The sequence below is a fragment of the Flavobacterium seoulense genome (assembly GCF_000695795.1).
Classification (GTDB): Bacteria; Bacteroidota; Bacteroidia; order Flavobacteriales; family Flavobacteriaceae; genus Flavobacterium; species Flavobacterium seoulense.
On record NZ_JNCA01000001.1, the window covers coordinates 1 to 22,655 of the forward strand.

At 36.0% G+C, this 22,655-nt stretch carries 11 protein-coding genes; 10 read left to right on the forward strand and 1 reads right to left on the reverse strand.

Annotated elements, in window-relative coordinates; translation table 11 throughout:
- Positions 1-97: 97 nt before the first annotated feature.
- Positions 98-1,048 carry a helix-turn-helix domain-containing protein gene (locus FEM21_RS00005; RefSeq protein ID WP_035656539.1) on the reverse strand — a complete coding sequence of 317 codons (951 nt, stop codon included), beginning with the start codon at positions 1,046-1,048 and terminating at the stop codon, positions 98-100.
- A 281-nt stretch (positions 1,049-1,329) separates the two neighbouring features.
- Between FEM21_RS00005 and FEM21_RS00010 the strand changes: the two genes are divergently transcribed.
- The 10 genes from FEM21_RS00010 to FEM21_RS00055 all read left to right on the forward strand — a co-directional run bounded on the left by FEM21_RS00010 (position 1,330) and on the right by FEM21_RS00055 (position 22,532).
- Positions 1,330-3,843, forward strand: a complete 2,514-nt coding sequence (locus FEM21_RS00010) for an L-rhamnose mutarotase (RefSeq protein ID WP_035656540.1) — start codon at positions 1,330-1,332, stop codon at positions 3,841-3,843.
- A 56-nt stretch (positions 3,844-3,899) separates the two neighbouring features.
- The gene (locus FEM21_RS00015; RefSeq protein WP_035656541.1) at positions 3,900-4,964 is read left to right on the forward strand and encodes a Gfo/Idh/MocA family protein; all 1,065 of its coding nucleotides are present in this window, start codon (positions 3,900-3,902) and stop codon (positions 4,962-4,964) included.
- Positions 4,961-6,544, forward strand: coding sequence for a sodium:solute symporter (locus FEM21_RS00020; protein ID WP_035656542.1), 1,584 nt, complete (start codon positions 4,961-4,963; stop codon positions 6,542-6,544). Before FEM21_RS00015 ends, FEM21_RS00020 begins: the two co-directional genes overlap by 4 nt.
- Before the next feature lies 1 nt (position 6,545).
- The gene (locus FEM21_RS00025; protein WP_035656544.1) at positions 6,546-8,726 is read left to right on the forward strand and encodes an alpha-L-rhamnosidase-related protein; all 2,181 of its coding nucleotides are present in this window, start codon (positions 6,546-6,548) and stop codon (positions 8,724-8,726) included.
- Positions 8,727-8,788: 62 nt separating this feature from the next.
- A complete protein-coding gene (locus FEM21_RS00030; protein WP_236353464.1) occupies positions 8,789-10,450 on the forward strand; it encodes a glycoside hydrolase family protein in 1,662 nt (553 codons plus the stop codon).
- A gap of 78 nt (positions 10,451-10,528) precedes the next feature.
- On the forward strand, positions 10,529-11,659 hold the full coding sequence (locus FEM21_RS00035; protein ID WP_035656548.1) for a glycoside hydrolase family protein: 1,131 nt from the start codon (positions 10,529-10,531) through the stop codon (positions 11,657-11,659).
- A gap of 38 nt (positions 11,660-11,697) precedes the next feature.
- Positions 11,698-15,075: a glycoside hydrolase family 2 TIM barrel-domain containing protein gene (locus FEM21_RS00040; RefSeq protein ID WP_035656550.1), complete on the forward strand. Its 3,378-nt coding sequence runs from the start codon at positions 11,698-11,700 to the stop codon at positions 15,073-15,075.
- A 104-nt stretch (positions 15,076-15,179) separates the two neighbouring features.
- Positions 15,180-18,590, forward strand: a complete 3,411-nt coding sequence (locus FEM21_RS00045; RefSeq protein WP_035656551.1) for a glycosyl hydrolase — start codon at positions 15,180-15,182, stop codon at positions 18,588-18,590.
- Positions 18,591-18,682: 92 nt separating this feature from the next.
- Positions 18,683-20,110, forward strand: a complete 1,428-nt coding sequence (locus FEM21_RS00050) for a sialate O-acetylesterase (RefSeq protein ID WP_236353466.1) — start codon at positions 18,683-18,685, stop codon at positions 20,108-20,110.
- A gap of 103 nt (positions 20,111-20,213) precedes the next feature.
- A complete protein-coding gene (locus tag FEM21_RS00055) occupies positions 20,214-22,532 on the forward strand; it encodes a DUF5703 domain-containing protein (protein ID WP_035657041.1) in 2,319 nt (772 codons plus the stop codon).
- Positions 22,533-22,655: the final 123 nt, after the last annotated feature.

Here is a 22,655-nt window from a genome sequence, read left to right on the forward strand (position 1 = left end):
TTTAGCACAGTTCATTGCGAGAAACGAGGAATCTTCTTTATGTGAGTTAATTGATGAGATCCTTCCTTCGTCAGGATGACAAGTTTGTGGTTATCTTCTATTTTCCTTTTTTCTGATTTTGAATCTGGAATTTCCTCGGGCTAATTCCGTTGCGTTGTGAAAAAGTAGAAGTAAAATGCTGTAATGACGAGAAGCCGCAAATAAAAGCGATTTCTGCCATATTGCTGTTTTTTTCGTTTTGAATTAACTGAATTGCTTTTTCTAGTTTTAGACTAATAATAAAACTGTTAGGCGGAAAACCGGTAAGTTTTTTTACTTCATAAGTAAATTTGGTTTTTCCCATATTGAATACCGTTGCTAAATCTTCAATATGCCATTTTTTTGTCAAATCACTTTGAAGTAATTGGGTGAGTTTTTCAATAAAGTTATCGCCTTCCTGGTTACGCTGAATTTTATTCGAAAGCTGTCGGTGTAAATCAATAAAGAAATTCTCAAGAATATTTTGAACCTTAATCTCAAAACCTTCTTCCTGATAAGCTAGTTCATTTCTTAATTCGTCAAAATATTTTTTGAAATTCTTTGCTTTTTCGAGTACGGCATTATTAGAATCGCCAATCATTTCTCCAAGATTTTGCTGAAAGTTTTTCGATAATTTACTCCAGTTTCCTAATTCTAAAGCGGTATTTTTTGAAAATTCGAAAGGTTTGATAATGATCCAGTTGATTTGACCAATATCCATAATTCCCGAAATACTTCCGTTTTCATGCCAGGGCGCAGTTACCGATAAATTTTCGGGTAACAATTCGATTTCTTTGCCTTCAATTACCCAGTCGTATTTTCCGCTGTTAACATAATGAATTTCGATTCCGTCGTTAAGATGTGGCCGCATGGTATCATCAATACGAACTTTAGAGAATTTCATACTACCAAACTGGCTTATAAAAGGGAGCTTTTTTAGTGGTCCTGGATTGTTTTCGTGCCACCAAACACCATAATTACCGTGCTCATCTTTCTCTCTTAGGGATTTTGGTAATAACGAGGAATTCATAAAATATTTTATATTAAATTGGTATAAAGATAATTATTAAATTTATTTATTGAAATTCTATTCGTTTTTATAGAATCGACCGTTGTTTAAAACTATGATTTTTTTTATATTAAAATAGGTAACTTGCCCAGCCCAATTTATTTATTATCAAGTATATTAGAGTCGACAGACTTTTTTTTTACTTAAAAAATGATAACGTTTACATTTTGTTTCTTTCAGAAGACAGTATGGTATTAAAATTGCGGAGAATCAGAATCCAATTATAATTTAAAATATATTCTATGTTTCTAAAAAACCGACATTCTTTATTGACTTTTTTACTGGTATTTTTCACCGCATTTTCACTTCAGGCTGCTGATATTTGGGTTGCCACCAATGGAAAAGATACTAATGAAGGTACTAAAGCGAGTCCGCTGGCAACAGTACACATGGCATTAAGAAAAGCAAGAGAGTTACGTCGATTAAAAGATGCATCTGTAAAAGGCGGAATTCATATTATCATCAAAGACGGAACGTATTATTTTGACGAACCTTTGTTTGTAAGACCGGAAGATTCAGGAACTGCTGATAGTCCTACAACAATTGAAGCCGATGTGAATGCAAAACCTGTTTTTAATGGAGGAATCGAAATTAAAAACTGGAAAAAAACTACTACTGCAATCAACGGATTAAAAAAAGGAACGGTATGGGTTGCTGATGCACCGGAAATAGGCGGAGAAACTATTAATTACCGTCAACTTTGGGTAAACGATGTAAAAGCAGTTCGCGCTAAAAATACAGCCGGAACTACAATGGAGAGAATTTTGTCCTGGGACAAAGAGACTGAAACCTGCTGGATTCCTTTCAAAGACAAATCGGTTAAGTTTGAGCCGGGAATGGAAATGTTTATCGTACAATGGTGGGCAATTGCTAATTTACGTATCAAAAACATCGAAGTTAAAAAAGACAGCGCCCGATTGTCATTCGAAAAACCAGAAAGCCGTATCCAAAGCGAGCACCCTTGGCCAGCACCATGGATTTCAAAAAATAACGGAAACTCAGTTTTTCAATTAAATAATGCCATGTCATTATTAAACGAAGCGGGCGAATGGTTTCTTGACAGAAGAAATCGTAAAATTTATTATATCCCAAGAGCTGGTGAAAATATGGCTACAGCCAAAGTAACTGTGCCTGTTCTGGAAAATTTGGTTGAAATAAAAGGAACTATTGATTCGCCGGTACATGATGTGAAATTCAAAGGAATTTCGTTTCAGTACAGCAATTGGCTTCGTCCTTCACAGCAAGGTCACGTTCCATTGCAGGCAGGAATGTACTTACTGGATGCTTACAAATTGAAAATTCCGGGAACTCCTAATCAGGCTAATCTGGAAAATCAAGGTTGGGTAGGAAGACCAAGAGCAGCTGTGGAAGTGAATTTTGCCAACAATACCGTTTTTGAATCTTGTAGTTTTGAGCATTTGTCTTCTACAGGTTTAGATTTAAATAAAGGAACGAATAACAACAAAGTACAAGGAAATCTTTTTAAAGACATTGGAGGAAACGGAATTGCATTAGGTGTTTTCTCTGAAGAAGCTTTTGAGGCGCATTTACCTTATGTTGTAAAAGACGAAAGAGAATTGTGTTCGAATGAACTGGTGGCTGATAATATGATTACTAATGTTGCCAATGAAGATTGGGGATGTTTAGGAATTGCTGCTGGTTTTGTTAGAAATTTAACTATCGAGCACAACGAAATTTCAGATGTGGCTTACAGCGGAATCTCAATGGGTTGGGGCTGGACTCACACCGAAAATGTGATGAAAAACAATAAAATATTGGCCAATAAAATTCATCATTATGCCAAACATTTACATGATGTAGCCGGAATTTATACGCTTTCGTCGCAAGCAAATAGCAGAATTGAAGAAAATTATATAGATAAAGTATATAACAGCCCCTATGCACACGATCCATTTTTATGGTTGTATTTGTATACCGATGAAGGTTCGCAACATTTTACCATTCAAAACAACTGGATTCCAATTCAGAAAATCTTAAAAAATAATAATGGTCCTGCCGGAAATATCTGGAAAGACAATTATGCTTTTGTTGATCCAAAAATCAAAGAAAATGCAGGAATTCGTGCGCCATTTGCTGAGTTGAAAAAGCAGGTAGTTATAGACGAAGCCTGGGGATTACAAGAAATGCCAAAATCGGTAGCGATAGAATTAATCGGGAAGAATTTTGATATCGAAAAAATCAAATCGACGATAAAAGGTTTCCGAATTGTAGGTGAAGAATTGCACCAATGGGAAAATCATCTGGTAATTTACGGATTGATGAATCAGCCGGAAAGAACAAAAAGAAAATTGGCGTTAGCATTTCCGGAATTAGAAATTAAAATCTACGAAAATCCAGTATATGATTTTCAAAATTTCGAAAGATGTAAGGATTCAAAACCGGCATCAGAATGGGAAAATATTGTATTGACAGCTAATTTAGTTGCTGACGAAAAAATGCAAAAAGAATATCTGGATTATCACACGACTCAATTTGAAAAATGGCCGGAAATCGCTAAAGGTTTCTGTAATGCCGATTTTCAACAATTACAGGTTTTCAAAAACGGAAGACAATTAGTGCTGGTTATAAGTATTCCAAAAGGAGAAAATTTGGATAAACTAAATCCAAAAACTACTCAAAACAATCCGCGTGTAGACGAATGGAATGCTTTGATGAAAAAATACCAAACAGGTATTGAAGATGCAAAATCGGGAGAAACCTGGATTTTATTGAAAAAGCTTGAAGACAAAAAATAATTAAACCACAGATTAAAGAATTAACACAAAACTAATAGTAAACTAAATAGAAATCAATGTTAAAAATAGCCATTTTAGGTCTTGGAGAAGGACGTAGTACCATGTCAGCAGCTATCGAAAGTAGCAAAGTAGAACTGGTAAAAGTATGTGACAGAAATGAAGAATTGTGCAAGCAAAGAGCAAAGGAATTTGATTTTCATTCGTATACCACTAATTATGATGATTTATTAAAAGACGAAGCTATTGATATCATTGCTATTTATACGCCGGATCATTTACATGCTGAACACGTAAAACAAGCTTTATTGCACGGTAAACACGTAGTTTGTACTAAGCCTTTCATTGATGATCTTTCAGATGCTAAAGAATTATTAGAATTAAGTGAGAAAACAGGAAAGAAAGTTTTTATAGGACAAAGTTCTCGTTTTTTCGAACCGGCTAAAAGACAAAGAGCCGATTATGAAGCAGGATTAATTGGAGATTTGATTACCATTGAAGCTCAATATCATGCTGACCACCGTTGGTTTTTAAAGAAAGAATGGTCATTATTACAATCTTTCAAATGGTTGTATGGTGGTTTGAGTCATCCTGTAGATTTCATTCGTTGGTATTTACCAAATATCGAAGAAGTGATGGGTTACGGAATGATTAGCAGCAACGGAAAATCGGCGGGATTGAAAAATGAAGATACGATGCATTTTATTTTCAAAGCTACTGATGGACGTATTGCGAGAGTTAGTGGGGTTTATACTTCGCCAACACAGCCAGCTCAACGTGACAGCGGAATGAGTACAATTTTAAGAGCAACTGAAGGAGCCAGCCAGGCTGATTATCACGAATTGCGTTATGCAGTTACCGATAAAACAGGCGAAGAGAAAGTAATCACTTGGGGAGATTCAACATTAAAATATTATTTCCGTTTTGAAGGACAAAGTCATCACGGAGGAGAATACCAAAACTATTTGGAATATTTTGCTGATAGTATTGAGCAAGGTTTCACAGCATATCCGGATATGAAAGAAGGAATTGGAACTGTAGCTTTATTACAGGCAATGGACAAAACATTACAAACAGGAATGCCGGTAAAAATTGCTGATGTTCTTAACGAATATGGACTATGAATAATAGTATCTACGAAAAGCTAACTGCTTTAGATTTTATCATTGTAGCTGTTTATTTAGTTACTTTATTAATAATAGGTTATGTCGTGAGTGTAAAACAAAGCAAGAAAAATGAAACACTTTTTCTTGCCGGAAATTCGCTTAACTGGTACAATATTGGTTTCAACATGTGGGGGACTAATGTAGGACCTTCGTCATTATTAGCTTTTGCCAGTATTGGTTACGCAACGGGTATTGTAGCAGGAAATTTTGAGTGGTACGCCTTTGTGTTTTTAATGCTTTTAGCTATGGTCTTTGCACCGCGTTATATCGCATCTAAGGTAAATACTATGCCTGAATATATGGGAAATCGTTATGGTGATAGTACACAGACAATTTTGGCCTGGTATGCTATGGTTAAAATTCTGGTGAGCTGGTTATCATTAGGTTTATTCAGTGGTGGGGTTTTAGTACGTCAGATTCTTGGAATTCCAATGTGGCAAAGTGTAACTGTTTTGGTAATTTTTTCAGGAATTTTTACGTATGCCGGTGGATTGAAAGCCATAGCAAAAGTTAATGTTTTTCAGATGATTTTACTAATTGTGGTATCGCTTACGCTATCGTATTTAGGTTTGCAAAAAGTAGGTGGAATCGAAGCTTTGATTGCTAAGACACCATCTAATTTCTGGAATTTAGTTCGTCCGGCAGATGACGCTCACTATCCATGGCCAGCTATTTTACTGGGTTATCCGGTGGCAGCAGTGGCTTTCTTTTGTACTGATCAATCGATGGTGCAGAGTGTGTTAGGAGCTAAGAATTTAGAGCAGGGACAATTAGGAGTAAATTTTATTGGTTGGCTAAAAGTAATGGCTTTACCATTGTTTATGTTACCGGGTATTTTATGTTATGTATTATATCCTGAATTAGGAGATAATTCCGATTTAGCTTATATGACAATGGTGACTAATTTATTCCCAAGCGGAATGAATGGTTTGGTTATTTGTGTGATGATTGCTGTTTTAGTGGCCACTATTGGGTCTTCATTAAATGCTTTGAGTACGGTTTTTACTAATGATATTTATGTAAAAAAGATGAATCCGCAAGCATCAGTTCAGGATCAAATTAAAATTGGTCGATTGACAATTGCGGCAGGTTGTGTACTTTCAATTTTAATAGCTGTTGCGATTGATAATATTAAGGGGCAAAATTTATTCAATATTTTCCAGGCGGTATTAGGATTCTTAGCGCCATCATTATCGGTTGTTTTCTTGTTGAGTGTTTTCTGGAAACGTACTACTAAAAAAGCGGTAAATGCTACGCTATCTTGGGGTTCGGCTTTCAGTTTGTTTGTTGGAATCTTATATTTATGGATTTTCCCTGCCGATGCTTATCCCGTATGGCCTCACTTTTTACTAATTTCTTTTTACATTTTTGCCGTATTATTAGTAGCAGCAATTATCATTTCATTGGTTGATAAAAACCCTGAAATCAATGAAACTGATGAAACTGATATTCCAAAAACCAGTAAGCGGGTGAAACTGTTATTTGGTTTATTGGGGATTAGCATTTTTGTTTTGTACATGATTTTTAATTTTAATTAATATGATCACATTTACTTCTTTACGTCAGCGTTTTAGAGCAATCTTTTGCATTATTGCATTGTTATTTTTATCCGAAATGGCTTCGGCTCAAACCTGGATTTGGTATCCGGGCGATTTCGAAGTTTGGTTAAGCAATAAAATGCAGGTAAGACGTACCGAACGTGAAGCAGTATTTCCACCACTTTGGCAATATTACAGTCCGTATGCTTTAGTTACTTTTCAAACTGAGGTAGATATTCCGGTACAAGACGAAGTAAAAATTTATTCTGAAGGACCTTTTCAATTGCTTTTAGATGGAGTTCAAATTTATGGACAGCCAAAATCAATAAAAATTCCTGCCGGGAAACATAAAATTTCCTTCAAAGTATACAATCAGGAAGTGTTGCCGGCTATTTATATTGCTGGTAAGTATGTAAAATCAGATGCATCCTGGAAGGTGACTAATGAAGATAAACTTTGGATTGATGAAAATGGAAAAGCACAACAATCAGGAACACCATGGGTGCCTGTGGGTACTTGGAATTTTGATTTACCAGAGAGTAAACCTTCCGAATTCAAACTAACAACAAAACCTATGAGCGCCAAAAAAACGGAGAAAATAGGAGCTGGTCAGTTAATCGATTTTGGAAAAGAAACTTTTGGTTATATCAAAATTCACGGTTTAAAAGGAAAAGGGAAACTAGCATTGTATTATGGTGAATCTCGTGAAGAAGCTTTGGATTCTGCCAAATGCGAAACTTTAGACCACTTATCTTTTGACGGAAAGCAATCAGAAACTTATACACACGATGGTTCGAAAGCCTTCCGTTATGTTCAGGTGCAGGCAGATGCAGGTGTAAAATACGATTCGATTTCGATGTTGTATGAATATTTGCCATTGGATTACCGTGGTGCATTCAAATCTTCGGACAAACAATTGAATCAAATTTGGGATGTTTCGGCTTATACGATGCATTTAACATCTCGCGAATTTTTTATAGACGGGATTAAACGCGACCGTTGGGTTTGGTCAGGCGATGCGTATCAAAGTTATTTAATGAATTATTATTTGTTCTTTGATTCGCCTTCTGTAGAAAGAACATTGTTGGCCCTTCGTGGTAAAGAACCTGTAACGGCTCATGTAAATATCATAATGGATTATTCTCTGTATTGGTTTGTGGGTGTTTACGATTACTATTTACATACAGGAGATACAAAATTTATCCAAACTTTTTATCCAAGAATGAAATCGTTGATGGAATTCTGCTTAGAAAGAAGAAACAAAAACGGATTCCTGGAGCCATTAGAAGGCGATTGGGTTTTTATTGATTGGGCAAACGGATTACCAAAAACAGGCGAGGTTAGTTTTGAGCAAATGCTTTTAGCAAGAAGTTTGGAAGCTATGGCAGTTAGTGCTGAAATTGCAGGTCAAAAGGATGACCAAAAACAGTATAAAAAACTAGCAGATGATTTAAAAACTAAATTATTTGATGTGTTTTGGGACAAGAAACAAAACGTCATGAAGCATCAGCGTATAGATGGTAAAATACAGGATATTGTAACCAGATACGCTAATATGTTTGGTATTTTCTTTAATTATTTTAATGAAGAACAAAAACAAAGCGTAAAAAATAAGGTGCTGCTGAATAAAGATGTTCTTCAAATCACAACACCATACATGCGTTTTTATGAGTTGGAAGCTTTGTGCGCAATGGGCGAACAAAATTACGTGTTGAAAGAAATGAAAGACTATTGGGGCGGAATGTTAAAAGAAGGCGCAACATCTTTCTGGGAAGAATACAATCCAAGTAAAAAAGGGACGGAACATTTAACGATGTATGGACGTCCTTATGGAAAAAGCCTTTGTCACGCCTGGGGAGCAAGTCCGATTTATTTATTAGGAAAGTATTATTTAGGTGTAAAACCAACAGCTCCGGGTTATAACGAATATGAAATCAAACCGAATTTAGGTGGATTGCAATGGATGGAAGGAAAAGTGCCTACGCCAAATGGAGAAGTAGCATTGTATGTAAGCAAATCAGAGATCAAAGTAAAAGCCGCTGAAGGTGAAGGTAAATTGATTATTGAAAGTAAATCGAAACCAAAATCGAATTCAGGAACAATTACAGAATTGGCAAAAAACAAATACCAATTGATTGTTAAGCCAAATGTGGAATACAAAGTAAGTTACAAAGCAATTTAAATAATAATTTCAACTAAACTAGCGCAGGATTCATAATCCTGAGGTCGTTAAATGAAAAAAAGATGAAAAAAAACAAATCGATACTTTTATTCTTATTGTTTTTGAGCCTTTCAGTTTTGGCTCAAGATCAGAAAAGCAATTGGCAACCAGCTTCTTTTCAAATTGTAAAAGCAAAATACAAAACCTTCAAAACAACGCAGTATGCGCACGTTTTTTCGGGGAGTAAAAACAATATTGTCCGTTTGGCACCAGAATTAGAAGGGCTTAACGGAGTTCAACTTCCTTTGGAACAATATAAAAAAGGAACAAATGCAGCTTTAAAATTAACTTTTAAAGAAAATGTACAATTGCTTATTGGTACTTTTCAGGAAAAAGAGAATAAAGATTATTTTCAGTTTTCGGCGGCTGATAATGCAAAATTAGTGCTTGAAAATGGAGCGACCGTAACAGGTTTACCAGCTGTAAATGTATATGCGATTTCGTATTCTAAAGGAACACATACAATTTTGCCTAATGCAAAAGGATTATTTGTTGTTTTAGGAGCAGTAAAAAGCAGTCAGAATTTAGTTGCTCGAAATGCCGAATTTCCTGATGGGAAATTGTGGAATCCAACATTTATCGTAGAAGGTTTCTCAGATGAAAAACCTTTATTCGAAATTGTTGGCGGAGAAACGAAGCCAGTTATCGATGAAGGCTTTCCGGGAACCGAAGGAATTCAGGGTGGTTTTGAAGGCGGTCGTGTGGTAAAAGTAGGCGATACCTATCATATGTTTCCAACAGAAAGAGCAGGAGAAATTGGTGTTGATTATTATTATGACCGTGTAAAAACTAAAATAGGACACTGGACAAGTAAAGATGCAATCAACTGGAAACGCGAATCAACAATTTATCAGGCAAGCGGAACCTATGCATTGACTGAGGATGATAATCCTATGAATGATCGTCGTGGAGCAATTTGGTCTTACATGCCGGTTTTCAACAAAAAAGCGAACAAATGGTATGGCTATTATTTGGCCTATACCGTTCACAAAGAAATTCAGCCGAATCACTCTTTTGGAAGAATTTGGCGTTGCGAATCGACTGTTGAAGGAATCAACGGAATTGGCGGACCTTATAAAGATATGGGAATTATTATGGAACCAGGATTGGACTCTCAACCTTGGGAAGGACGTCAGGGAGTGGCTTCTTTTTTTCCATATCAGGTGGGCGAAAAATGGTTTGGATTTTACAGCGGAGCTTATCCTTTCGAAACTTGGGCAGATTATCCTAAGAATTCAGGAAAAGGCTGGTTTGTTGCTTTGGCAGAATCGAATAGTTTAGAAGGTCCCTGGACGAGAATGAATAAAGGTTTGGAACCAATAAAATCAATACACCCGGTATTTGTCGAAAATCCTATTGTGAGCCAACTTCCAAATGGTTTGTACATTGCTATTTTTGACGGAGGTCCTGACGGTTGGGGACATCATTTACCTAATATGATGGGTTATTCACTATCTAAAGATGGTGTAAACTGGTCTGAAGCCCGTTATTGGCCTATAGAAACAAAGGTTGGGAAATGGTGGGATATCATGCGTACTCCTTTGTGTTTAATTCCTGAAGGAAATGATGTGTATACCGTTATTTACAATACCATTGATTTAAATAAAAGATTCCATCCTACAGGAATGGTGAAACTGAAGTTAAATCGTGATGTGATGGAAGCCCGATTGAAGGAATTGAAATAGAAAATAGAGAATAGAGAAAAGAAGCAAGAGAAAAGAAAATCTGCTGAATCTGCGAAATCTGCGTGAGAAAATAAAAAAATGAAAAAGACAGTAAAATATTTCTTAACAGGAATTACGGCAATTCTAATCGCTAGTTGTGCTACGCATTATAAAAAACGTGAAATTACCGACAGCGTTATGAACGAAATTTATAACGAGGTAAAAACACCTTATAAATACGGCTTGGTAATGGTGCCAACGGATAACTCCTATAAAATGGATTGTCCTTCGGTTTTCCGTAAAGATAACAAATGGTTCATGACTTATTTAATTTATGATGGTCGTGGTTATGAAACCTGGTTGGCTGAAAGTGATGATTTGTTAAACTGGAAACATTTAGGAAAAGTAATGTCATTTTCTAAAGATGAATCAGAATGGGACGTGAATCAAAAAGCGGGTTATATTTCATTACAAGACCCAACCTGGGGCGGAAGTTACAAATGGAATAAATACGATGGTAAATATTGGATGAGTTATTTTGGTGGAAATACCACCGGATATGAAGCTGGAGTTTTATCAATCGGAATGGCTTACACAAAACAATCTCCAACAAAAGCACACGAATTTGAGCGTTTGCCTAAACCTGTTTTAACGCCAAAAGATAAAGATGCAAGTTTTTGGGACAACAGTACGATGTATAAAAATTCGGTTATCGAAGACAAAGAACGCATTACAGGAAACAAATTTATCATGTATTACAATGCCCGTGGCGATAGTTTGAATCCGGCAAAAGGAGCTGAACGTATTGGTATGGCAGTTTCTAATGATATGAAAACATGGAAACGTTATGGTAAAAAAGCCTTGTTAAATCACCATAGAGGAATTACAGGTGATGCCTATATTCAGCGTATTAACGATATCTGGGTGATGTTTTATTTTGGAGCTTTTTGGAGAGATTGGAATCAAGGAGCATTCAATCGTTTTGCGGTTTCGAATGATTTAGTAAACTGGAAAGAATGGAAAGGTGATAATTTGATTGAATCTTCAGAACCCTATGATAATATGTTTGCCCATAAATCATTTGTAGTAAAGCACGACGGAGTGGTATATCATTTTTATTGCGCCGTTAACAAAGCAGAACAACGCGGAATCGCAGTGGCTACTTCGAAAGATTTAGGTAAAAGTGAAACTAATTTTGTGGCACCGCCGGTAAAGGTTAAAAAGAATTAAGTATATAGAATCAAGTATTAAGATTTAAATTTTAAGTTTTGAAATTAAGTAAAAGAAATATAATCCATTTTGTTCAACGTTTTTTTGATAAAGAATCTTTAAAACCATTAGTATTTTTAAATTCAAATTGTCTGCGTACCTCAGTCTTAATACTTAATACTTTTGTTTTAATACTTCCCTTTTTAGGGAATGCACAATCAGTAACTGGTGAGCCTGCAGGAGTTCCTGAACTAAATAAAAAATATGAATTTGCTCCTTGGGAAGACCCAACGGTTACCAGCATTAACAGACAGCCTTCGAGAGCAACAGCTTATTCGTATGCGACTGTTGAAGATGCATTAAAAGGTGACAGAACTAAGAGTAGAATCCAAATGCTTAACGGCGATTGGAATTTTAAATACGCACCAAATCTTAAAGAAGCTTCTAAAGATTTTTATAAAAGCAATGTATCAGGCTGGGATAAAATTGAGGTTCCTTCTAACTGGGAAATGAAAGGGTACGATATCCCTATTTATAAAAGTGCAGTGTATCCTTTTAGACCAATTAATCCGCCTTTTATTCCTAAAGATTATAACGGAATTGGTTCGTACCAACGCAGTTTTACCGTTCCGGCTAACTGGAAGGATATGACAGTGACTTTGCATTTTGGTGCAGTAAGTTCAGGTTTTCAGGTTTGGTTGAACGGAGAATTTTTAGGTTATGGCGAAGACAGTTTTCTTCCGTCAGAATTTGATATTACACCTTATTTAAAAGAAGGAGAAAATGTGGTTTCGGTTCAGGTTATTCGCTGGGCAGATGGTTCTTATCTTGAAGATCAGGATCACTGGCGTATGAGTGGCATCCAGCGTGAAGTTTTTATTATGGCTGAGCCAAAGTTACGCATTCAGGATTTCTTTGTTCAAACTAAATTAGACAGGAAATACGAAGATGCTGTTTTTAAACTGCGTCCAAAAGTAGAAAATCTTACAGGTGAAAAAATTCAGGATTACACCATGAATGTGCAATTGTATGATGCTAATAATACGGCAGTTTTCAAAGAACCGCTTCAAAGACCTGTAATCGATTTAATCAACGAAAGTTATCCTCGTCTGGATAATGTACGTTTCGGATTTTTTCAGCAAACGATTAAAAATCCAAAAAAATGGAGTTCAGAAGAACCGAATTTGTACACAATGGTCATTTCGATAAAAGACAAAAATGGAGCTATTACCGAAGCCAAAAGCTGTAAAGTAGGTTTCCGTTCTATTGAATTCTCGAAAGAAAACGGAAAAATGCTTATCAACGGGAAAGAAACGTATGTGTACGGTGTGAATCGTCACGATCAACATCCTATACGCGGAAAAGCCGTTACCAGAGAAGATATTAAACAAGATATTACAACGATTAAAAAGTTTAATTTCAATTTTATACGTACGAGTCATTATCCAAATGATCCTTATTTCTATGAATTATGCGATCAATACGGAATCATGGTGATGGATGAAGCCAATCAGGAAACTCACGGAATAGGTGGTAAATTAACCAACGATCCAAAATGGACGAATGCGTATATGGAGCGTATGATTCGAATGGTTGAAAGAGATAAAAATCATCCATCAGTTGTGATGTGGAGTTTGGGTAACGAAGGAGGAAAAGGACCTAATCACGCTGCGATGTCAGGCTGGGTTCACGATTTTGATATCACGCGTCCGGTGCATTATGAGCCGGCACAAGGAAATGCAAAATTAGATGGATACATCGATCCGCTTGATCCGGGATATCCTAAAACAATCGATCACGCTTACCGATTTGAAAATCCGCAGGATGATTCTTATGTAGATATGGTGAGCCGTTTTTATCCTGGAGTTTTCACGCCTAAATTTTTGGTAGATCAAAAGAAAGATACTCGTCCAATTATTTTTGTCGAATATTCGCATGCAATGGGGAATTCGGTTGGAAATCTAAAAGAATTATGGGATGAATTCCGTTCGCTGCCAAGAGTTATTGGTGGTTGTATCTGGGAATTTAAAGATCAGGGATTAGTTAAAAAAGATCCTGCTACGGGTCAGGAATTTTTTGCTCATGGTGGTGATTTTGGAGAAAAATACCATGACGGAAACTTTAATACTAAAGGAATTGTAGATTCTTACGGAAAACCAAAAGGTTCTATTTACGAAAATAAATGGGTATATCAGCCAGCGACTTCGACTTTAAATGGAAATCAATTAGAAGTTAAAAATCGTTCGGCAGTAAAGTCTTTAGCGGCTTATATTCCGGTTTTGAAAATTTTAGAAAACGGAAATGTAATCAAAACGCAGGTTTTAAAACCATTTAATTTGGAAGCAGGACAATCAACAACTCTGAATGTTAGTTCGTATTTGCCAAAAATGAAATCGGATGCAGAATACTTTTTGAATATCGAATTTCAACTTTCGAAAGATGAACTTTGGGAATCTAAAGGTTATGTAGTTGCCGAAGATCAATTTTTGTTAAAAAAGAAAGAGGTTGCCGTTTCTGAATCTAAAAAAGAAAATGTAAATGTTGCTGAATCTGATGCTGGTTTCAATATCAAAGGAAAAACATTCGACATTACAATTAGTAAAACAAACGGAGCTTTGAGTTCGTATGTTTTCAATGGTGAAGAACAGATTTTTGCTCCTTTGTTGCCAAATTTCGTCAGACCGCTTACGGATAATGACAAAAGAGGATGGAAATCGCATAAATTGTTGAAACCTTGGTACAATGCAAAACCAAAATTGGTTAACATTAAAATTGATAAATCAGCTGCTGAAATTAAAATCATTAGTGATTACGAAGTGATAAAAGACAGCGCGAGCGTAAGTGTAGTTTACAACATTAAACCTGATGGATTGATTAAAGTAGATTATAGTTTGAAAGCGACTAATAAATTGCCAAATATTCCAAAAATAGGAATGCAAATGGGCGTTCAACGACAATTCGACCAGATTTCATGGTACGGAAAAGGAGAATTAGAAAATTATAATGATAGAAGCTTTGGTTCATTTGTTGGGAAATATTCATTACCAATTAATGATTTTCTGGAGCATTATCCAAAACCTCAGGAAAACGCTAATAGAACTGAAGTAAGATGGATGGGATTAACAACACCTCAAAAAAATAAAGGATTTTTAGTTGTTAATGATACAAAGGCTTTAAGCATGAGTGCATGGCCATATACGCAGGAAAATTTAAGCGCTGCTAAACATACTTTTGATTTAAAAGATCCGGGATTTTTAACGGTAAATATTGATTTGGTCCAAATGGGAGTAGGAGGAAATGATAGCTGGACTATAGTAGCTCAACCCTTAGAACAATACCAAATTAAATCTGGAGATTATCAATATAGTTTTTATTTGATGCCTTTTAGTGGTTCAAAAAATCAATTGGAAAACAGTTTGAAGAAATTTAAATATTAGTAAAATATCAAAAAAACAATCTGTCAAATCTGCTAAATCTGCGTGAAAAAATTACAGCACACAGATTTAGCAGATTCTGTGGATTTTATAAAGTTTAATTAGCGATGTTTAAAAAACAGTACCTCTTTCTTGTTTTACTTCTTGCGGGATTTGTTTCCGCACAGGAGATTCATAAAAAAGAAAATTTAAATTTTCAGCCAACACTAGAATCCTCAAAACCTTGGGTGTACTGGTATTGGATGAAAGCTGCATATTCTAAAGCCGGAATCACAGCCGATTTAGAAGCAATGAAACAAGCGGGATTAGCAGGAGCTTACTTAATGACCATCAAAGGACCAGCAAGTCCGCCATTGATTGAACCGCCAGTATTGCAACTTTCTCCGGAATTTTGGGATATGGTAAAATGGGCTTTTATTGAAGCCGATCGTTTGGACTTAAAATTAGCTTTTCACGCTGCCGATGGTTTTGCTGTAGCCGGAGGACCGTGGATTACGCCCGAAATGTCAATGCAAAAAGTAGTTTGGTCAACAACTGAATTATTGGGAGGAAAAAAATGGAACACTAAATTAGCCGTTCCTGAGCATTATAAAGATTACTATAAAGACATTGCTACTTTTGCTATCCCAGTAAAAGAAAACATAATCAATTCGCAGGAGTTATCACCAAAGGTTACTACTTCAAACAATAGCGATGCTTCCTTTTTGGCTCATGCTAAAAAAGACGAGAATTTCAGATTAGGCGAAAATGGCTGGATTCAATATGAGTTTGAAAAACCATTTACTTGTAAATCTATTGTAGTCGAAACCAAAGGCAGAGATTTTCAGGCACAGCGATTAATTGTCGAAGTGAGTAATGACGGTGTCCATTTTAAATTTCATGAGCGAATGATTGCCCCGCGTCACGGCTGGCAGGATATGGATGTACATCATACACATACTATAAAGCCCGTAACGGCTAAGTATTTTAGATTTGTTTATGATGTTACCGGAACCGAACCGGGAGCCGAAGATTTGGATTTTGCCAAATGGAAACAGAATAATTTGAAAGTGAGTAAAATCACGCTTTCAAACGAATCATTAATAGATAATTTCGAAGGAAAATCAGCTGCAGTGTGGCGTTTAAGTCCAACAACAACTAGCGAGCAAATTTCAAATTCAGATTCGTTTCAAAAAGAAAGTATTGTAAATATTTCCAAATTTGTTGATGCCGATGGTAATCTGAACTGGAAAGCGCCAAAAGGAAAATGGAAAATTATCCGAATGGGGCATACTTCTACCGGGCACGAAAATGCAACTGGCGGAGCAGGAAAAGGTTTAGAAGTAGATAAATTCAATCCGGATTTGATTCGTTTTCAACTGGATCATTGGTTTGGCGAAGCTATTCGTACTGCCGGGCCTGAATTAACTTCTAAAGTTTTGAAAATTTTACATTTGGATAGCTGGGAGTGCGGTAGCCAGAACTGGTCTTCTGTTTTTCAGGCTGAATTTTTAAAACGCCGTGGTTATGATATTGTAGATTATTTGCCGGTAATGGCGGGAATTCCTATCGAAAGTGTCGCAACTTCGGAGAAAGTTTTATACGATGTTCGAAAAACCATATCCGAATTAGTGGCCGATAATTTTTATGTGACTCTGGCTGATATTGCTAAAAAAGCAAATGTAAAATTCAGTTCAGAAAATGTGGCTCCCACAATGATGAGTGATGGATTGTTGCATTTTAAATATGTAGATTATCCAAGTGGGGAATTTTGGTTAAAAAGCCCTACGCACGATAAACCTTTTGATATGCTGGATGCTATTTCAGGCGGACATATTTATGGAAAAGACATTATTCAGGCGGAAGCTTTTACTGCTTTGAGAATGGATTGGGATGAACATCCGGGAAATTTAAAAACACTGGCTGATAGAAATTATGCTATTGGAATCAACCGTTTTTTCTATCATGTTTTTGTACACAATCCGTGGACTGATCGAAAACCCGGAATGACATTAGACGATATTGGAACTTTTTTTCAAAGAGACCAAACCTGGTGGAAACCGGGAAAAGCCTGGTTTGATTATTGTCAAAGAGTACAATTGCAATTGCAAAAAGGAAAACCTGTGGTGGATCTAGCCGTTTTTATCGGCGAAGATTTACCATCACGTTCATTAGTTCCGGACAGATTATTCCCGTTTATTCCGAATGTTTTTGGCGAAGCCAGAATAACCAGCGAAAAAATCCGATTGGAAAATGAAGGTCAGCCTGCGACTAAAATGCCTAAGGAAGTAACGTATTCAAAAAACAATACCGATTTGTCACAATGGATAAACCCGATGAATGGTTATCATTATGATTCTTTCAATGTCGATGTTTTGTTAAACAGAGCTAAAGTCGTTAATGGAAAAGTAGATTTTGGAGGCGGAATTGAATACGGAGCTTTATTGTTTCCTGGAAGCAGAAATATGGCGCCTAACAAAATTATTTCTTTGGCTACAGCCGAAAAAATATTGCAGTTAGTAAAAGAAGGAGCAACTGTTTTCATTGGCGAAAAACCAGTTGATAGTCCGAGTTTTCAAACTGAGGCCGAGACTACAAAATGGAAGATGGTAGTTGATGAAATTTGGTCTGAAAATAATAAGACTCAATCTTCATGGAAACTGGGTAAAGGCACAGTTATTGTTACTCCATATGTCGAATCTGATTTTTCGAAAATAGGAATTCCAGCGGATTTATTATTTTCTGATTCGAAGAATAATGACAGAGGTTCCATTGCCTGGACACACCGAAAAACTGCTGATGAAGAAATTTATTTTATTTCGAATCAGTTAGAAGAGAAAAGAGAACTTACGGTTTCTTTTCGCGAAAGCGGTAAAATTCCGGAATTGTATAATCCAGTGACCGATAAAACTACGGTTTTGAATCAATGGAAAGTAGAAAATGGAAGAACAATCATTCCGTTGCAACTGGATAAAAACGAATCTTGTTTTGTGATTTTTAAGAATCAAAGCAAAGAAACTAATGATAAAAAAGGAACGAATTGGGCTGAATTGAAATCCGTTCAAACATTGGATGAAAATTGGAATTTACAATTTGATGCAAGTTTTAAAGGTCCTGAAAAAGCCTTGAAAATTAATAAGCTTTTCGATTGGAGTACATCGGCTGATGAGAATATTAAATATTATTCGGGAACAGCAGTTTATACTAAGGAATTCAATTGGAAGCAGGATACAAAAACACCAACTTATTTGAATTTGGGATCAATTGCTAATCTTGCCGAAGTTACAGTTAACGATATCGATTGTGGAACAATCTGGACTTTTCCATACCGAGCTGATATTTCGAAAGCATTAAAAAAAGGTAAAAACAAAATAATAATTAAAGTAACTAATACCTGGGCAAACCGATTAATTGGTGACCAAAAATTACCTGAAAAAGAACGATTAACCTGGACTACTGCTCCTTATCGATTAGTAGAATCAGAGAATTTATTGAAAGCAGGATTGCTGGGGCCGGTTACTTTAGAAAAAGAAAAATAAGTTTTTTTACCATTAAGATATTTAGAGTATTAAGCTAAATGAAACTTAACTTCTTAATGGTGAAAGTTTAATAGAATTAAAATGAAATTTTAATGATGAAAAATTTAATTATTGCATTTTTAGTGATTTTAACAAGTTTTCAGGTGAAGGCAAAAATCAAGTTACCGGCTTTGTTTTCGGATAATATGATGTTGCAACAGCAAAGTAATGCGCCAATTTGGGGATGGGCTGATAAGAACCAAAATGTAAAAATTACTACTTCCTGGGATGCTAAAACCTATGATGTAAAAGCAGATAAGAATGGAAAATGGAAACTTGCTTTACAAACACCAGTTGCCGGAGGTCCTTATGAGATTTCAGTTTCGGATGCTGCGGAAACAAAATCAATTAAAAATATCTTAATTGGAGAAGTTTGGTTGTGTTCAGGACAGTCCAATATGGAAATGCCTTTGAAAGGTTTTCCGGGACAGCTAGTAAGAGATGGTAATGAAGCGGTGGTGCATTCGAGAAATAAAAACATTCGTTTTATCACCGTTCCAAGAGCTACGGTACTGACTCCAAACGAAGATTTTCAAGGACAATGGTTTGAGGCAGCTCCACAAAATACGGCTAATTTAAGTGCTACAGCCTGGTATTTTGGTTCTTTATTACAAGAAGTTTTAGATGTTCCGGTAGGATTGATTGTGGTTTCTTATGGTGGTTCGAGTATGGAAGCTTGGATGAATCAGGAAATGTTGAAGGATTTTGCAGCAGCTAAAATCCCAACAAAGAAAGAAGATTTAGCTAAAGATCCAAATCGTGTTGCAACGACTTTATTTAACGGAATGCTTTCACCGGTAATTGGTTACGGAATCAAAGGCTGTATCTGGTACCAGGGAGAATCTAATTATGAACGTGCTGCTCAATATGCAGCATTAACTAAAAAAATGGTGAGCAGTTGGAGAACACTTTGGGGACAAGGAGATTTTCCGTTTTATAATTGTCAAATTGCTCCTTTTAATTACGCTCAATTTCATCCAAAAGATTATAAAGAAGAATACAATTCGGCTTATTTGCGTGAAGCGCAATTGAAAGCTTCAAAAGAGATTTCAAATTCAGCCATGGCAGTTTTAATGGATGTTGGCGAAGAAAATAATATTCATCCTGATAATAAAAAAGCGGGAGGAAATAGATTAGGTTATTTGGCTTTGACCAAAACGTATGGAATGACAGGTTTTGAGTTCGAAAGTCCTGAGTTTAGCGCTATGGAAATTAAAGGAAGTGTGGTAACAGTAGCTTTTGATAAAGCTCCTAACGGAGTTACCTCTTACGGAAAAGAAGTAACAGGATTTGAAATTGCTGGTGAGAATAAGGTGTTTTATCCCGCTAAAGCCGAGTTAAGAAGAAAGTCGGTTTTACTTTCTTCCCCGCAGGTAGAAAAGCCTGTTGCAGTTCGTTATTTATTTAAAGATTATGCGGAAGCTCAAATTTTCAGTACAGGAGGATTGCCGCTTTCTTCTTTTAGAACGGATAGTTGGTAGTTAATATTATCCTGCAAGGTTTACAAAACCTTGTAGGTATAAAATTGAAATGAACTTTTAATACCTACAAGGTCAGAAAAAGACCTTGCAGGAAAATATAAAAATGAAAAATACAATATTTTTATTTTCTCTTTTAGTGACGCTTTGTATCAAGGCTCAAATTCCTGTACTTGATAATTACAATCAGATATGGACTACGCAAAGTGTTAATTCAGGTGAATCGATGCCATTGGGCGGAGGGGATATTGGTGCGAATGTATGGGTTGAAAAAGGCGACTTGTATTTCTATTTTTCCCGTTCGGGAACTTTTGATGAGCACAATACTTTATTGAAATTAGGAAGAGTAAAAGTAAATTTGAGTCCTAATCCATTCAAAGATGATCAAGGTTTTAAACAGGAACTGAAGCTAAAAGATGGATACATAACTGTTTCACAAAACGGAACTTCGGTAAAACTATGGGTTGATGTTTTTAATCCGGTGATTCATGTTGATGTGACTAGTAAAGTACCAACAGAAATGAAAGTCGCTTACGAAAGCTGGCGTTATAAAAACAGAGATTCTAAAGGCAAGGCTAATAATGCCAATTCTTATAAATGGGCTCCGCAAGGCGATATTATAACTTATAAAGATTCAATTTCGTTTGAAAATAACGGTGTGAAATTTTATCATAGAAACAGAGCCAATACTGTTTTTGATGTGACGGTTAAACAGCAAAAAATGGAATCGGTTAAGGGTCAAATGCTAAATCCTATTGCGAATCTTACTTTTGGAGGACAGCTTTTTGGAAACAATTTGAAAGCAAGCGGAACGTATAACGGAATTTATCAGGATACTGATTTTAAAGGTTTCCAACTTTCGAGTATAAAAACAGCTAAAAAGCATCAGTTCCAGATTCAGTTGCATACGAATCAATCAGCAGATGCTGGTTTATGGGAAAAAGAGCTGCAAAAACAAATTTCGACTTATAAGAGAGATGAAAAAAAGACGGTTGTTTGGTGGAATAATTTCTGGAATCGTTCTTTTATTTATACCCAAAAAGATAAATCTGTAACCGATTCGGTTTACCAAATAGGACAGAATTATCAATTGTTCCGATATATGCTGGGTGCGAATGCTTACGGAAAATATCCAACAAAATTTAATGGCGGATTGTTCACGGTTGATCCGGTACATACAAATAAGGAATTGAATTTCACACCTGATTTTAGAAATTGGGGTGGAGGAACCATGACGGCACAAAACCAGCGATTGGTTTATTTTCCGATGTTAAAAAGTGGCGATTTTGATATGATGCAATCGCAATTAGATTATTATTTGAATTTGCAAAAAAATGCCGAATTGCGTTCACAAGTTTATTGGAAACATGGTGGCGCTTCTTTTACAGAACAATTAGAAAATTTTGCATTACCAAATCCTGCAGAATATGACTGGAAACGCCCTGCAGATTACGATCCCGGAATGGAATACAATGCCTGGCTGGAATATGAATGGGATACGGTTTTTGAGTTTTGCAAAATGATGTTACAGCAGAAAGAATTTGCCGGAAAAGACATTCAAAAATACAATCAGTTTATCATTAGTTGTCTTCGTTTTTTTGATGAACATTATCAATATTTAGCAAAACAAAGAGGTCGAAAAGCATTGGACGGAAATGGTCATTTGGTTCTTTTTCCGGGCTCGGCGACTGAAACTTATAAAATGACTAATAATGCTAATAGTACTATTTCGGCATTAAAAGTAATTACGGAACAATTATTGTTACTATCCGAAAATGAATTATCAAAAGAGGATGTAACCTATTTGCAAGGACTTCAAACCCGAATTCCGCCTTTGAATTTTAAAGAATTTGACGGACATAAAACTTTGGCTCCAGCCAAAACATGGGAACGAATCAATAATACCGAAGTGCCACAATTGTATCCGGTGTATCCCTGGGGAATTTACGGTATTGGAAAACCAGATTTACAAACAGCTGTAAATACCTGGAAATACGATACCGATGCGTTGAAATTTAGAAGCCATGTGGGCTGGAAACAAGATAATATTTTTGCAGCAAGATTAGGTTTGACTGAGGAAGCAGCCAAATACAATTTGCTAAAAATGGCAAATTCTGACCGAAGATTCCCTGCTTTTTGGGGACCAGGTTATGACTGGGTTCCGGATCACAACTGGGGAGGAGCAGGAATGATAGGAATGCAGGAAATGTTGTTGCAAACTAGCGGAGATACTATTTATATTTTTCCTGCCTGGCCATCAGCCTGGGATGTACATTTTAAATTACATGTGCCAAAAAACACTACTGTAGAGGTGAAAATGGAAAAAGGAAAAGTAACTTTGTTAAAGGTTTTTCCAAAAGAGAGAGAAAAAGATATTGTTAATTTGCTTGGAAAATCTGAAGTAGAAAAATTAAAAATGAATTAAAAAGTATCACTAATCCTGTTTTGGCTCCCTTCCCTTTGGGGAGGGCTGGGGTGGGGAAAATTTAAAATAGAATATGCTTTCGTTGCTTTTTAAGGTGGCGATTTATATAACCCTAAAATAGAT

Coding starts and splice junctions, on each gene's coding strand:
- FEM21_RS00005 (WP_035656539.1), bottom strand. CDS start 1,048: ATGAATTCCTCGTTATTACCAAAATCCCTAAGAGAGAAAGATGAGCAC.
- FEM21_RS00010 (WP_035656540.1), top strand. CDS start 1,330: ATGTTTCTAAAAAACCGACATTCTTTATTGACTTTTTTACTGGTATTT.
- FEM21_RS00015 (WP_035656541.1), top strand. CDS start 3,900: ATGTTAAAAATAGCCATTTTAGGTCTTGGAGAAGGACGTAGTACCATG.
- FEM21_RS00020 (WP_035656542.1), top strand. CDS start 4,961: ATGAATAATAGTATCTACGAAAAGCTAACTGCTTTAGATTTTATCATT.
- FEM21_RS00025 (WP_035656544.1), top strand. CDS start 6,546: ATGATCACATTTACTTCTTTACGTCAGCGTTTTAGAGCAATCTTTTGC.
- FEM21_RS00030 (WP_236353464.1), top strand. CDS start 8,789: ATGAAAAAAAACAAATCGATACTTTTATTCTTATTGTTTTTGAGCCTT.
- FEM21_RS00035 (WP_035656548.1), top strand. CDS start 10,529: ATGAAAAAGACAGTAAAATATTTCTTAACAGGAATTACGGCAATTCTA.
- FEM21_RS00045 (WP_035656551.1), top strand. CDS start 15,180: ATGTTTAAAAAACAGTACCTCTTTCTTGTTTTACTTCTTGCGGGATTT.
- FEM21_RS00050 (WP_236353466.1), top strand. CDS start 18,683: ATGATGAAAAATTTAATTATTGCATTTTTAGTGATTTTAACAAGTTTT.
- FEM21_RS00055 (WP_035657041.1), top strand. CDS start 20,214: ATGAAAAATACAATATTTTTATTTTCTCTTTTAGTGACGCTTTGTATC.